Genomic DNA, 13,172 nt, shown 5'->3' on the forward strand with positions numbered 1-13,172 from the left:
GATGAGCCGCATCTTCACCACGAGCGTCGCCTCGGTCTATCCCCACTACGTCACCAAGGTGGAGAGGAAGGGCCGCACGAAGGCCGAGCTGGACGAGGTGATCGAGTGGCTGACCGGCTTCGACGACGCCGCCCTGGGCCGACACCTCGCCGCGGGGACGACGTTCGAGGACTTCTTCGCCGAGGCGAGCCTCAATCCGCACGCGTCGGACATCACCGGTGTCGTCTGCGGGGTGCGGGTCGAGGAGGTCGAGGATCCGCTGATGCAGAAGATCCGCTACCTCGACAAGCTGGTGGACGAGGTGGCCCGCGGCAGGGCGATGGAGAAGGTCCTGAGGTCCTAGCCGGTGTAGGGGACCTCGCTGACCCACGCGTCGTCGGGTGTGGTGACCGCACGCCAGACGGCGTCGGCGACACGGTCGGGGGTGAAGGCGCCCTCGCGGGCGAGGGTCCCGCGGACGGTCACCGACACAGCGCGGATCCCGTCCGGGGCCAGGGTGTCGTCGAGGCTCCTCACGAGGTTGCGGACCCCCGCCTTCTGCACTCCCAGCGACGCGGCACCGTGCCACGGCCGATCGGCGGCCATGCTCCCGGTCACGCTGACCCGGCTGCCGGCCACCAGGAACGGCCGGGCCGCCTGGACGGCGGTCAGCAGGGCGCCGACTCCCAGCGCGACGTCCTCGAGGAGCTCGGGGACCGTCAGCGTCAGCGGGTCCTTCTCCCGGTAGGCACTGGGGTTGAAGTGCAGGACGTCGATCCGTCCCCACCCCCGCCCGAGCTCCCGGACGGCGTCCGTCGCGGCGCCGGTGTCGGTGAGGTCGACCGGGACGGACCGGACCGTCGCACCACGGCGCTCGAGTTCCGCCGTCAGCTGCTCGAGGGGGCCCGGGCTCCGGGCGAGCAGACCCACGTCGTACCCCTCGTCGGCGAAGCGACGAGCCACCGACCCGCCCACGCCCGGACCCGCACCCACCACGACGACCACCGGTCTGCTCATGGGGACTTTCTACGCCGCCACGGGTGTGGGACGTCTGGGTGGGCCTGACAGGGTGGGGACATGACCGAGCCGAACTCCTTGCCCGCCCTCGTCGTCGTCACCGGAGCCAACGGACTGGTGGGGAGCCGCGTCGTCGCGGCCCTCAGTGAGCGCGGGGCGAGCGTGCGTGCCGTCGTACGCCGGGCCGGCACCGCGCCGGCTCTTCCCGGCGTCGAGGAACGGATCGGCGACTTCGCCGACCCGGCCTTCGCAGCCGACGTGGTCACGGGCGCCGAGGCACTGGTGACCACCGTGCACCCCCTGGGTGGGGACCTGGCCACCCAGCGCACCGTGGGGCTCGACGGCACGCTCGCCATCGCCCTGGCCGCCGCGCAGGCCGGGGTGCACCGCCTCGTGCACGTGTCCACGGCGGCGGTCTACGACCGCAGCCCCGGGCTCGGTGACGTGGACGAGAACGCGGATCTCGCGGCCGACGACGCCGGGGACTACGCGGTCGTCAAGCGCGACGTCGACCTCGCCCTGGCCGAGCTCGAGGGACCCACCCGGGTCCTGGTGCGGCCGCCGGCCATCCTGGGCGCGGGTGAGACCTCGGTGTGGAACTCGGTGCGCCCGGCCCAGGTCCGCGACGACGAGCGCGCCCGGCACGCCGTGCCGGACCAGTCGTTCGCCTGGGTGCACGTCGACGACCTCGCGACGCTCGTCGCCGACGTGGCGGTCGGTGCGATCGCCACGTCCGACGACCCGGCGAGGGGCCCGGTGAGCGGCGGCTGCACGGCCGTCAACGTGGTCGGCGGACCCGCCACCCAGCGCGACTACCTCGGTGCGGTGACCCGCGCGCTCGGCCTGGAGCCGGTGTGGGACGAGGGGGACGCCTGGACCGGGCAGATCAGGGCGGACCGCGCCCGCGGGTGGGGCTGGCAGCCCCGCGTCGACCTGGACCGGGCGCTGGCCGAGCTCGCAGCCGGGCTGCGGGCCCGCGGCTAGCGCCGCAGGTCCGCGGCCATCGTCCCGGCCAGGACATCGGTCACCGGAGCGACGGCGCTCAGGCCATCTCGGGGACGTGCAGGTGGGCGTGGGCGAGCTCGTACTCGTGGACGTCGACGACCTCGCCCCTCGACTCGGTGGCGGTCCGGCTGCGCATGTCGTCGGCCGAGGCGCGGCTGGCCTCCATGGCGGCGCGGTCCTGCCACACCGTGCTGGCGCAGCCCAGACCGGTCGACCGGTTGACGAGCAGGCTGGCCCCGCAGAACCCCGGGGTCTCCTCGAGATCGGGGAGGACGCTGCTCCGGAAGGTCTCGGTCATGGCGTCGAGATCGCCCTGCAGCCAGCTGACCCGGCAGCACTGGCCGTGCTGGTCCCGGTGCATGACGGCGATCTCCCACACGTCGACCTGGAGGGACCCGCCCAGGATGGCTCGTCCGCGGTCCCGCATGACCCGGAGCTGCGCGTCGCCGGAGCGCATGGCCTCCTCGGTCTCCCAGGAGCTGGTGGCGATGCACTGCCCGTCGTGGCGATCGACGAGGAACGAGAGGCCGAGACAGCCCTCGATCTCGTGGAGCATGGGTGCGACCTCGTTCTCGACGAAGGCGATGCCTGCGTCCACGTGGGCCGGCATCCCGTGGAAGGTGCTGGAGCGTGCGTACACGGCGCACTCCTCTCTGGAGGGGCGGTGCCCCGTCCGGCACCGCCGGTCCCTCCTGCCTACTCCGATCGGCGTGGGGTCGCCATACCCAGTTGTCGGCCCGACGTGCCAGGGCGCCGGCCCCGGCTCGTCGTGCTCAGGCCACCCCGACGAGGGCGGCCGAGCGCTCCCAGAGACCGTCGATGATCGACTGGTCGTGGGCCTGCCTGTTCTCACGGCCGTCCGCGTGGAACCGACTGAAGTAGCGCCCGTTGATCTCCGGGTCGGGGCCGCGCTCGGCCAGGGCGATCAGCGGGGCTGCGCCGTCGGGGACGCTGATGGTCGCGAACCGCTTGAGCGGCGAGCGGTAGAGCAGGCCGACGACCCACGAGTCGCGACCGAACGAGCTGCCCACCGGACCGGGGTGCACGGCGACCGACGTGATCCGGTCGTCGGACCACCGTTGGGCGATGCCGCGGGTGAAGAGGATGTTCATCAGCTTGCCGGTGCCGTACGCCGTGAACTCGCGCGCCCTGCGGTGCTCGTAGTCGAGGTCGTCGAGCACGACCTTGCCCACCAGGTTGCCGATGCTGGAGGTGTTGACGACCAGCGACGAGCCGGCCGCGGCGAGCCGGGGCCGCAGCAGGTGGGTGAGCAGGAACGGCGCCAGGTGGTTGACCTGGAAGTTGGGCTCGTGACCGTCGGCGGTCGTCCTTGACGGGACGAACGTGCCGCCCGCGTTGTTCATCAGCACGTCGATCGTGTCGACGCGCTCGCCCACCTGGGCTGCGAGGCGGCGTACGTCGTCGAGACGGGAGAAGTCGGCCACCAGGGGCTCGGTGCCGACGGCCTCGGCGACGGGTCGCAGCTTGTCGGCGGAGCGGCCGGTCACCAGGACCGTCGCGCCCTTCGCCGCCAGGTCGCGAGCAGACTCGGCCCCGATCCCGTCGCTCGCGCCGGTCACCAGGACCGTGCGGCCCGCCATCGTCAGATCACTCATGCGGTGAGCCTAGGTCGGGGCCTCACACACGACGTCAGACGAGCGACGTACCGACGTAGGTCGAGAACGCCGCGGTCATCCCGGTCGTCGCGACGAACAGGGCGACGGTCGTGGCCACACCGAGCACGCGGCGGACCAGCGACGCGTCCTGCGGGATCACCGCCCGCCGTGCGCGGTCGATCAGCCGACCGCCGGAGACCAAGACACGGCGAGCCCAGTCGTACTCCAACGCCAGGAGAGCCGCACCCAGCGCCATCACCACCAGACCGGGTCCCGGAAGCACCAGCATCGCCACGCCGGCCACGATGACGAGTGGGCCGACGACGCTCACGCCGACCTTGACGACGACGGCCCGGACGGGCCCCCGGTGCGCCCACGTCTCGATGGACGTGACGAGCCGGTGGGCTCGCGGTGTCAGTGCCGTGCCGTTCATCGCTTCTCCCTGCTGAGGCCGGCCACCAGTGTGAGGGACGCGACTGAAGGCACCCTGAGGACGGACTCCGCTGATGGAGCTCAACCCCGCCGCTCCAGCACCCGCCACGACGGGACGTTGTCGGCGAATCCGGCTCGGCGAGCAGACGATGGTCACCCTGGGCCACACCTTCTCAGAGCACCGAGAAGCCCGCGGGAGGTGTCGGTCGGCCGGTCGCTGCCAGGAGGAGCTGGCCGGCGCGGCCCTCGCTGACCGCGAGGTCGGCGACGATGGAGAGGGCCTGTGCGGCCGCGGTGGACGGCACCTCCAKGGGCGCTGCGAGCGCCGTCGCGAGATCGGCGGTGTGGACGGCGAGCTCGAAGGTCCGGGTCGGCAGGTAGTCCCGGAGCAGCATCCCGCCCACGATCGTGGTGACCGGCTCCGTGCCGTCCCGGTCCTCGAGCAGGCGCAGCACGCGAGCGGCGACCTGGGCGACGGCGGCCCGCGGATCGGCGCCCAACGCGGCCCCCGCGTCACGCCCGCGCTGCGTCACTGCAGGGCCGCCGGCGACAGCGCTCGCGGCCCGGAAGTAGTCGGCGGGGGAGCCGACCTCCACCACCGGTGCGGGGCGACCGAGGTACGTCTCGACCGTGAGGAACGAGCGGCTCGTGTGCCCGACGAGGGCACGCACGTCCCACTCGCCCAGGCCGACGTGGTCCCAACGGTCACCCACCAGGGCGGTGGTGTCCACGAACCACTCCGCGGCGTCGGTGAAGGCACGACGCGACTCCGCCCACGCGAATCCCATGGAGCGAGGCTAGACCGCGGGTCCGCGCGGACCTTCCCGGCACCGGACCTGCGTGGAAGATTGGTCGTCGTGGCCACCTTCTCCCGGTCCGACGACCTGCGCGGGGCGGATTTCGTCGACGTCGACCTCCGTCGCGCCCGGTTCGTCGGGGTCGACCTCTCCGGAGCGGTGATGCGCGGGGTCGACGTGCAGGGGATGCACGTCGACGCGCCGTGGCTGGGCGAGCACGGCGCTCGCATGTACGTCAACGGTGTCGACGTCGCGCCCCTGGTCGAGGCCGAGCTCAACCGTCGCTTCCCCGGCCGTGCCGACCGCAGGGCCGAGGATCCGGACGGCCTGCGGGTGGCCTGGTCGCGTCTCCAGACGACCTGGGGAGCGACGCTCGAGCGGGTCGTCGCGATGCCGCCTGACATGGTCGACACCTCGGTGGCCGGCGAGTGGTCCTTCGCCCAGACGTTGCGACACCTCGTGATGGCGACGGACACCTGGCTCGGACGAACGGTCCTCGAGCTCGACGAGCCGTACCACCCCCTCGGCGTACCCCACGGCGACTATGCGAGCGACGGCCACGACGTCTCGGTGTTCACGACGCACGTCCCCTCCTGGGCGGACGTCCTCGAGGCGCGACGCGGCCGGGTCGCCATGGTGCGTGACTTCCTCGCCACGGTGACCGCCGACGATCTCGCCGCGACCCGGACCGATCCCTGGGACCCCGCACACCGCGTGACGGTGCTCCACTGCCTCCACGTGATCCTCAACGAGGAGTGGGAGCACCACCGGTACGCCCTGCGCGATCTCGACGTCGTCGCGGCCGGGTCGGGCGACTGAGCCGGGGGCAGGACGGCGGGGTCCCGTGACCACCGACGGCGCACAGATCACCCGGCGGGGATGAGGCACCGGCCGCCCTCCTGTTGCGAGGTTGGCCTCCTTGGCCGGACGGTCCTCGACACTCGAGCGGCGACGTGGCGGCCAACACCGACCGGGAGGTTCTCAGATGGCCATGGACACGCTGATCGTGATCGCAGGGGTCTACCCCGACCTCGCGTCCGCCGAGACGGACTACGACGCCGTGAAGGAGCTGCACAAGGAGGCAGACCTCATGGACGCGTACGACGCCGCGGTGATCCACCGCCGCGAGGACGGCAAGGTGAAGATCACGAAGAAGCACGAGACCCCGACCCGGGTCGGGGGCGTGCTCGGTGGCGGTGCCGGGCTGGCCACCGGCCTCGTCGTGGCGCTCTTCCCGTTCGCGGCCATCGGCGGCGGCCTCCTCGCGATGACCGCGGCCGGCGGGGCGGCGCTGGGGGCGGTGGCGGGCCACGCGTCCGCCGGCATGAGCCGCAACGACCTGAAGGAGCTGGGAGAGTCCCTGGACAGGGGGGAGGCCGGCCTGGTCGTCGTCGGCGTGATGGACATGGAGGCGCGCATCGAGCAGTCCATGCGCCACTCGGAGAACCTCGAGAAGAAGCAGCTCAAGGCCGACGTCGAGGCCATCGAGCGTGACGCGAAGGACGCCTCCGGCCAGGAGGAGTGACGATGGTGTCATCCACCGGGGCGACGCCCCGGGCGTTCACGGCCGAGGACTACGCGTCGCGCATGGCACGCGTCGTGGACCAGGCGGTCGAGGTGGGCCTCGACGGCGTCGTCGAGGCCCCGGGACCCCTGCCCCGACGAGCCGGCGGACTTCCAGGCTCTGGTCGACGACCTCAAGACCGACGACGTGGCGGGTGACTGACGCCATGGACCTGAGGGCCCGGGTCGACGGGCTGATGGCCCAGGCGCGCGACGAGCTGGCCGAGCTCGTCGCCATCAGGTCGGTCGCCAACGCACGTCAGTTCCCGCCCGAAGAGTGCCACCAGGCCGCCGAGTGGGTGCTCGACCGCTTCGCGGACCTCGGGTTCGCCGACGCCCGGCTGGCCGAGACGGCGGACGGCAGCAACGCGGTCGTCGGGTCCCGCCCGTGCGCGCAGCCCGACGCACCCACGGTGCTGCTCTACGCCCACTACGACGTGCAGCCACCGCTCGACGATGCCGCCTGGGAGACGCCGCCGTTCGAGCTGACCGAGAAGGACGGGCGCTGGTACGGCCGGGGGACGGCGGACTGCAAGGGAAACATCCTCATGCACCTCATCGCGCTCCGTGCTCTCGGAGACGACGTGCCCGTGAACCTCAAGCTCGTGGTGGAGGGTTCCGAGGAGCAGGGGACCGGTGGCCTGGAGGCCTTCGTAATCGACAACGCCGAGCTCCTCGCCGCCGACACGATCCTGCTCTGTGACGCGGGCAACGCGGCCGTCGGGCACCCGGCCGCCACCGTCAGCCTGCGTGGGATGGTCAACGTGGTGGTGACGGTCGAGGCGCTGGCCTCCGAGGTGCACTCCGGGATGTACGGCGGGGCGGCGCCCGACGCGCTCGCCGCCCTGATCGCCATGCTGGCGAGCCTGCGGGACGCCGCCGGCAACACCACCATCGACGGCCTGGACAGCTCCCGCCGCTGGGACGGCGAGCCCTACCCACCCGAGCAGTTCCGCGGCGACGCCGGGCTGCTGGACGGCCTCGAGCTTCTCGGGGACGGAGAGGTGTCGGACATGCTCTGGGCGCGGCCCGCGGTCACCGTGCTCGGCATCGACTGCCCTCCCGTGGTCGGCTCGGCGGCGGCGATCGTGCCCAGGGCCGGCGCGCGGCTCAACCTGCGCATTCCCCCCGGCCTCGCTCCCGACGGGGCCCTGGAGGCCCTGACGGCACACCTCCGTCGGGCAGCTCCGTGGGGAGTGCACGTCTCCATCGAGGTGGAGGCGACCGGATCGCCCTTCGAGGCCACGACCGACGGACCGGCGTACACGGCCATGGCGGAGGCCATGCAGGAGGCATACCACCGGCCGATGGCCCGGCTGGGGCAGGGCGGCTCGATCGCGCTGTGCAACGTCTTCACCGACACCTACCCCGATGCCGAGATCATCCTGATGGGGGTGGAGGAGCCGCTGGCCCTGATCCACGCGCCCAACGAGAGCGTCGACCCGCGGGAGATCTCCGCCATGGCGCTCACGGAGGCGCTGTTCCTCCAGCGGTACGCCGCCTCGGCGACCTGACCGGATCGTCGTCCGACGGATGGCGCTCTCCCAACCGGGGGACGTCTACGGGAGTCTCGACCCACCGTCCATCTCACCCGGTGCGGGTGAGGCAGGGCGGGCTTGACGCGGAGCAGGATCGGCGTGCCGACGCAGCGTCGCTGAGGCGGACGACCGGCGGGAGAATTTCTGATGACAGTGTCCACGGGTGGTGCCCACCCGGGCTTGACCGTCGGTCCGACGAGCGAGTTCAGCCTGTTCTTCACGGTGAAGCCGGGTGAGGGGGAGGCCTTGCGCACCGCTCTCACCAACCTCCAGCACACTCCCGGGTATCGGCCCGGGGACTACGGGATAACGATCCAGACCATCCACGAGGCACGGTTCGCGCTGTTCGAGAACGACACGCGGCTCGCGTTCGTCACGAGCTTCGACGGGCCGTGGGAGTCCTACATGGAGGACTTCTTCACGTCCGGCCCGACCCTGGGGCTGTTCAACGAGATCTTCCAGCACGTGGAGGGGTACGACGGCCTTCCGGACCTTGCCGCGGTGCGCGCCTTCGTCCTCGGGGCGGAGGTCCCGGCCTCGGCGTACGCACGCAACTACGGCGGCACGGTCAAGGAGATCCGGAAGGCCCAGCGTGTCAGCGCGGCGTTCCAGCAGGTTCTCGACCACCCGCAAGCGGCCGAGGCCCTCCAGCACCCGGCGCTGGCGCCGCTGCTGGACGAGGCCGCCGACTAGGCCGGCGACCACCGCCGTGTCCGACCACATCTCGGGGCCGCGGGCCCTCGCCGACCCGATCGCGGACATCACCGACGTCTACGCGTTCCCGAGCCCGGAACGGCAGGGCCACCTCACGCTGGTGATGAACACCCTCCCGTTCGCGCAGCCCACAGACCTGTTCTCCGACGGGCTGCTCTACCGTTTCCGGCTGCGGCCGCTCGCCGTGGCCTCCGGCGCGGCGCCCTCGCACGGTGATCGTGGACCCTTCGTGGTCGACGGCGACGAGCTGGTCGTCGACTGCGTGTTCTCCGATCCGACGGATGGCGACGGGACCGGGTCCTCCGGGCAGCAGGGGACCTGCACGCTCAGCACCGGCGGGTCCGTCTCGTTCCCGGTCGGGGACCCGGTCGGCGCCTCGGGTCCGGGCATCCGTGCCTTCGCCGGTCTGCGCTGGGACCCGTTCATCATGGACGCCCCGGCAGCGCTGAAGACGATCGCGACCCGCACGCTGGCGTTCACCGACCCCGGCGCCATCTACCTCGACGGCAAGAACGTGCTCAGCCTGGTCGTCGAGATCGAGGTCGGCATCCTGGGTGGCGCGTCGCTGGTCGGAGTGGTCGCCGAGACGCTCACCCGGGGACGGCACAACGTCCGGATCGAGCGCGTCGGCCGGCCCGAGGTGAAGAACATGATGCTCGCGCCCAAGGACTTCGACCCCGTCAACCGGGACCTGGAGATCCGGGACATCTACAACATGGAGGACGCCTTCCACCTCGAGGGCGGCTACCTGGGCGCCTACCGGGCGAGGCTCAACGCCAACCTCGCCTTCTGGGACGGACTCGACGGGAAGGTGGACTGGCCACCGGACGACGAGGGGACCCACCCCCTGACCGAGCTGGTGCTCGCCGACTTCCTGGTCGTGGACGTCACCAAGCCGTACGTCGAGCAGGGCTCCTTCCTCGAGATCGAGACCGCGGCTCTCGGCGGCCGCAGGCACACGACCTGCGGGGGCCGGACCCTGAACGACGACGTCATCGACACGCTGTTCACCCAGCTCGTCAACGCGGGGAACGGTCCGGTCATCCGGGACGGGGTGGACCACGCAACCCGACCCGGCGGGCTCGAGTTCCCCTATCTCGCGGAGCCCAACCCGGACCCGCCGCAGCTACCCGAGCACCACTAGAGACCTGGAGGAGTGACGACCATGACGTCCACGTCCGACACCGTCCTGGAACTGGACGACATCCAGGCCGGAGCGCTGCGCGAGCGGCCGTCGCCCTACGTCGGGGTCTACCTGCTGCTGCGCATCGACGACCGCGCGGACGGCCGCGAGCTGGTCCGGAGACTCCACCGCCTCGCCAACCCGGCGACCTCGTCGCTCGGCGGCGCAGGGGACACGACCGTCACCGTCGCCTTCACCCACCGCGGCCTCCGGGCACTGGGGGTGCCGCAGGCCTCGCTCGACAGCTTCGCGCCCGAGTTCCAGGAGGGGATGGCGGCCCGCGCCCCGGTCCTGGGCGACGTCGGCGAGAGCGGCCCCGAGCGCTGGGAGGAGCCGCTGGGGAGCCCCGACGTGCATGTCGCCATCGCCGTGCTGACCTCCGACGCCGCGACGCTCGACCTCGTCGCCGAGAGGGCCCGCCAGGCGCACCAGGAGCTCGGTGGGATCACGCTTCTGTGGCGCCAGGACTGCTACCAGCTGGAGAGCGGCCGGACGTCCTTCGGTTTCAAGGACGGGATCGGCCAGCCGGCGGTGGAGGGCAGCGGCCGGGCGCCCACCAACCCGCACGACCCCCCGCTCCGGGCCGGGGAGATCGTCCTGGGCTACCCGGACGAGTCCGGTGAGCTGCCGCCCATGCCGACCCCGGACGTCCTGGGTCGCAACGGCACCTACGTGGTCCTACGCAAGCTGCACACCAGGGTGGCTGCCTACCGCCGTTACCTGCGTTCCCGGGCGAGCGACCGGGCGGACGAGGCCCTCCTCGGCGCCAAGATGGTCGGGCGCTGGCAGAGCGGAGCACCGTTGGTGCTCGCGCCCGACGAGGACGATCCGACGCTCGGCGCCGACCCTCGGCGGCACAACGACTTCGGGTACGCCGCGGACCCTCGCGGCCTCAAGTGCCCGCTCGGCGCCCACGCGCGCCGGGCCAACCCTCGGGACGCCTTCGACCAGGACGGGGGCGTCGACGTACGGCTGCACCGGATGATCCGGCGGGGCACCAGCTACGGCCCGCCACTGCCCGACGGCGTCCTCGAGGACGACGGCGCCGACCGGGGGATCATCTTCGTCTTCGCCGGGGCCCACCTGCGCAGGCAGTTCGAGTTCGTCAAGACCCAGTGGCTCAACGACGGCATCTTCATCGGTGCCCCGACGGAGAGGGACCCGCTCGTGGGAGCGAACGACGAGACCAGTGGCTTCACCATTCCGCACCGCCCCATCCGACGGCGCCTGGACGCCCTGCCACCCTTCGTGGTCACCCGGGGTGGCGAGTACTTCTTCGCACCGGGACTGCGGGCGATGCAATGGCTGGCGGAGCTCGAGTCATGACCGGCCGGTGGGACGCCCTCGACTTCGGGCCGCCGCCCGCGGACATCGAGGAGACGGAGCCGCCGGTGCTCCTGCACTACCGCTCCGAGGGCCGGGTCGCGGTGGTCACGCTGAACCGTCCGCACGCCGACAACGCCATCAGCACCGAGATGGGTGTCCTGCTGACCGAGGTCGTCGAGACGATCGCCGTCCGTACCTCGGTGCGGGTCGTCGTCCTGACCGGCGCCGGGCAGCGAGCGTTCTCGGTCGGCAGCGACCTGCGCCAGCGCAGGAGCATGACCAAGGAGGACTGGCTGCGCCAGCGGCAGGACTTCGATCGCACCCTCTACACCGTCCGGCAGCTGCGCAAGCCGCTCTTCGCCGCGGTGAACGGGCTCGCGTACGGCGGTGGGTCCGAGCTCGCCCAGAGCGCCGACTTCATCATCGCCTCCGAGAACGCCGTGTTCGCCCAGCCCGAGGCGATGCTGGGCCTGGCCGCCGGTGGCGGCTCGCCGGCGCTGCTCCCGCGGCTGCTCCCGCGTGGACGGGCACTGCAGATGCTGATGACCGGCGAGCTCCTCACCGTGCAGGAGGCGCACCGGCTCGGCATGGTCAACGAGGTCCATCCCTCCGACGCCCTGATGGACGCCGCTCACCGCATCGCCGACAGGATCGCCGGCAACTCCCCGACCGCGGTGCAGGCGGTCAAGCGCGCCGTGCAGCTGGGCGAGGGGCAGCCGGTGGAGCAGGCGATCGCGACCATGATGGACGCCCACTGGCGCTCCGCGGTCCACCCCGACCGCGTCGAGGGCATCGGGGCCTTCAACGACGACCGCGAGCCGACCTTCCTGGACCCGGACTTCTGATGACCGGCTCTCCGCGACCATCCACCCCCTCACCCAGGAGGCCTGCACCATGACCACGACCGACGATCTCGAGGCGGCACGCTCCGCACTGGTGATGATCAACCCGGCTCCCTACAACGCTGAGGCCCCACCGGCCGCCCTGGACGGGGAGACCACGCCCACCGAGCTCCACTACGTCCGCAGCAACTTCGCGGTGCCCGACCACGACGGACTCCTGGAGATCGGGGGAGCGGTGGAGACTCCCACGACCCTCACCCTCGAGGACCTGCGCGCGCTGCCGGCACACGAGCACGCGGTGACCCTGGAGTGCGCCGGCAACGGCCGCCTCGACATGCGGCCGCTGCCGACCGGGGAGCCCTGGGGCGACTTCGCGATCTCCACCGCCAGCTGGAGGGGCGCCCTGCTGCGCGACGTGCTGGCGCTGGCCGGCCCGTCCTCCGACGGTGTCGAGGTCAAGTTCGAGGGCGCGGACCACGGCGCGTACCACCTCACGCCCGTGCTCCCGGAGACCAGTCGCGACGACCTGTCCTTCGAGCGCGCGTTGCCGCTCGACCTGGTCGCCGACCCGGACGCGGACATCCTGGTCGCCTACGAGATGAACGGGCAGCCGCTCGCGCCCGACCACGGGGCACCGTTCCGGTTGGTCGTGCCGCACTGGTACGCCGTCGCCTCGGTCAAGTGGCTGAAGCACATCGAGGTCCTGACCGCACCGTTCGTGGGGGAGTTCCAGACCGGCCACTACATGTACCAGTGGCCCGACCGACCCCAGGAGGCCGTCGACCTCATGCGGGTACGCGCTCGCATCATCGACCCCGCACCCGGGGCCACGATCGGGGTCGGGCCGTGCACCGTCCGGGGCAAGGCCTGGTCGGGTCGCGGCCCCATCACCCGCGTCGAGGTCAGCCTCACCGGTGAGGGGGAGTGGCAGCCCGCCCGGGTCGAGCCGCCCCGGGGGCCATACCAGTGGCAGGACTGGTCGTTCGAGTGGGACGCGGTCGGGGTCGGCCGGCACACGCTCCGGGCCCGCGCGACCGACGCGGCCGGGAACACGCAACCCGAGGTGCCGCCCTGGAACCGGCTCGGGTACGGCAACAACGCCATCGAGGTGCTGTACGTCGACCTGCGCTGACATGGCGCCCGACGGTCGGCCGGAATCC

At 72.0% G+C, this 13,172-nt stretch carries 15 protein-coding genes; 10 read left to right on the forward strand and 5 right to left on the reverse strand.

Translation table 11 applies throughout. From position 1 onward, the window contains the following. The first annotated feature begins 1 nt into the window (after position 1). On the forward strand, positions 2-343 hold the full coding sequence (locus AC1DQF_RS08295) for a DUF2200 domain-containing protein (protein WP_477524743.1): 342 nt from the start codon (positions 2-4) through the stop codon (positions 341-343). On the opposite strand, the gene AC1DQF_RS08300 is transcribed toward AC1DQF_RS08295, so the two are convergent. Next, a complete protein-coding gene (locus AC1DQF_RS08300; protein ID WP_477524744.1) occupies positions 340-996 on the reverse strand; it encodes an SDR family oxidoreductase in 657 nt (218 codons plus the stop codon). The genes AC1DQF_RS08295 and AC1DQF_RS08300 overlap by 4 nt on opposite strands. 60 nt (positions 997-1,056) lie before the next feature. Between AC1DQF_RS08300 and AC1DQF_RS08305 the strand changes: the two genes are divergently transcribed. Beyond that, positions 1,057-1,980, forward strand: a complete 924-nt coding sequence (locus tag AC1DQF_RS08305) for an NAD-dependent epimerase/dehydratase family protein (protein ID WP_477524745.1) — start codon at positions 1,057-1,059, stop codon at positions 1,978-1,980. Positions 1,981-2,038: 58 nt separating this feature from the next. Here AC1DQF_RS08305 and AC1DQF_RS08310 read toward each other — a convergent pair whose 3' ends face one another. The 4 genes from AC1DQF_RS08310 to AC1DQF_RS08325 form a co-directional block, all read right to left on the reverse strand. Then, positions 2,039-2,641, reverse strand: coding sequence for a hypothetical protein (locus AC1DQF_RS08310; protein ID WP_477524746.1), 603 nt, complete (start codon positions 2,639-2,641; stop codon positions 2,039-2,041). A gap of 133 nt (positions 2,642-2,774) precedes the next feature. Next, complete coding sequence (locus tag AC1DQF_RS08315) at positions 2,775-3,617, reverse strand: SDR family NAD(P)-dependent oxidoreductase (RefSeq protein WP_477524747.1); 843 nt, start codon at positions 3,615-3,617, stop codon at positions 2,775-2,777. A 34-nt stretch (positions 3,618-3,651) separates the two neighbouring features. After that, positions 3,652-4,050: a PGPGW domain-containing protein gene (locus tag AC1DQF_RS08320; RefSeq protein ID WP_477524748.1), complete on the reverse strand. Its 399-nt coding sequence runs from the start codon at positions 4,048-4,050 to the stop codon at positions 3,652-3,654. A gap of 172 nt (positions 4,051-4,222) precedes the next feature. After that, positions 4,223-4,837 carry a maleylpyruvate isomerase N-terminal domain-containing protein gene (locus AC1DQF_RS08325; protein ID WP_477524749.1) on the reverse strand — a complete coding sequence of 205 codons (615 nt, stop codon included), beginning with the start codon at positions 4,835-4,837 and terminating at the stop codon, positions 4,223-4,225. 69 nt (positions 4,838-4,906) lie between these two features. On the opposite strand from AC1DQF_RS08325, the gene AC1DQF_RS08330 reads away from it, so the two are divergent. The 8 genes from AC1DQF_RS08330 to AC1DQF_RS08365 all read left to right on the forward strand — a co-directional run bounded on the left by AC1DQF_RS08330 (position 4,907) and on the right by AC1DQF_RS08365 (position 13,144). Continuing rightward, positions 4,907-5,665 carry a DinB family protein gene (locus tag AC1DQF_RS08330; RefSeq protein ID WP_477524750.1) on the forward strand — a complete coding sequence of 253 codons (759 nt, stop codon included), beginning with the start codon at positions 4,907-4,909 and terminating at the stop codon, positions 5,663-5,665. A 172-nt stretch (positions 5,666-5,837) separates the two neighbouring features. Beyond that, on the forward strand, positions 5,838-6,371 hold the full coding sequence (locus AC1DQF_RS08335) for a DUF1269 domain-containing protein (RefSeq protein WP_477524751.1): 534 nt from the start codon (positions 5,838-5,840) through the stop codon (positions 6,369-6,371). 193 nt (positions 6,372-6,564) lie between these two features. Continuing rightward, positions 6,565-7,923, forward strand: coding sequence for a M20/M25/M40 family metallo-hydrolase (locus tag AC1DQF_RS08340; RefSeq protein ID WP_477524752.1), 1,359 nt, complete (start codon positions 6,565-6,567; stop codon positions 7,921-7,923). 171 nt (positions 7,924-8,094) lie between these two features. Further along, positions 8,095-8,640, forward strand: coding sequence for a hypothetical protein (locus tag AC1DQF_RS08345; RefSeq protein WP_477524753.1), 546 nt, complete (start codon positions 8,095-8,097; stop codon positions 8,638-8,640). A gap of 16 nt (positions 8,641-8,656) precedes the next feature. Next, complete coding sequence (locus AC1DQF_RS08350) at positions 8,657-9,805, forward strand: DUF4331 family protein (RefSeq protein ID WP_477524754.1); 1,149 nt, start codon at positions 8,657-8,659, stop codon at positions 9,803-9,805. A gap of 21 nt (positions 9,806-9,826) precedes the next feature. Next, positions 9,827-11,170, forward strand: coding sequence for a Dyp-type peroxidase (locus AC1DQF_RS08355; protein ID WP_477524755.1), 1,344 nt, complete (start codon positions 9,827-9,829; stop codon positions 11,168-11,170). Next, on the forward strand, positions 11,167-12,015 hold the full coding sequence (locus tag AC1DQF_RS08360; protein ID WP_477524756.1) for an enoyl-CoA hydratase/isomerase family protein: 849 nt from the start codon (positions 11,167-11,169) through the stop codon (positions 12,013-12,015). Before AC1DQF_RS08355 ends, AC1DQF_RS08360 begins: the two co-directional genes overlap by 4 nt. A gap of 49 nt (positions 12,016-12,064) precedes the next feature. Continuing rightward, on the forward strand, positions 12,065-13,144 hold the full coding sequence (locus AC1DQF_RS08365; protein WP_477524757.1) for a sulfite oxidase: 1,080 nt from the start codon (positions 12,065-12,067) through the stop codon (positions 13,142-13,144). Positions 13,145-13,172: the final 28 nt, after the last annotated feature.

It is taken from the genome of Nocardioides sp. P4_G4 (genome assembly GCF_056401085.1).

Bases quoted from the DNA above. Each gene is read 5' to 3' on its own strand.
- AC1DQF_RS08295 (WP_477524743.1), top strand. From the start codon at position 2: ATGAGCCGCATCTTCACCACGAGCGTCGCCTCGGTCTATCCCCACTAC.
- AC1DQF_RS08300 (WP_477524744.1), bottom strand. From the start codon at position 996: ATGAGCAGACCGGTGGTCGTCGTGGTGGGTGCGGGTCCGGGCGTGGGC.
- AC1DQF_RS08305 (WP_477524745.1), top strand. From the start codon at position 1,057: ATGACCGAGCCGAACTCCTTGCCCGCCCTCGTCGTCGTCACCGGAGCC.
- AC1DQF_RS08315 (WP_477524747.1), bottom strand. From the start codon at position 3,617: ATGAGTGATCTGACGATGGCGGGCCGCACGGTCCTGGTGACCGGCGCG.
- AC1DQF_RS08320 (WP_477524748.1), bottom strand. From the start codon at position 4,050: ATGAACGGCACGGCACTGACACCGCGAGCCCACCGGCTCGTCACGTCC.
- AC1DQF_RS08335 (WP_477524751.1), top strand. From the start codon at position 5,838: ATGGACACGCTGATCGTGATCGCAGGGGTCTACCCCGACCTCGCGTCC.
- AC1DQF_RS08345 (WP_477524753.1), top strand. From the start codon at position 8,095: ATGACAGTGTCCACGGGTGGTGCCCACCCGGGCTTGACCGTCGGTCCG.
- AC1DQF_RS08355 (WP_477524755.1), top strand. From the start codon at position 9,827: ATGACGTCCACGTCCGACACCGTCCTGGAACTGGACGACATCCAGGCC.
- AC1DQF_RS08360 (WP_477524756.1), top strand. From the start codon at position 11,167: ATGACCGGCCGGTGGGACGCCCTCGACTTCGGGCCGCCGCCCGCGGAC.
- AC1DQF_RS08365 (WP_477524757.1), top strand. From the start codon at position 12,065: ATGACCACGACCGACGATCTCGAGGCGGCACGCTCCGCACTGGTGATG.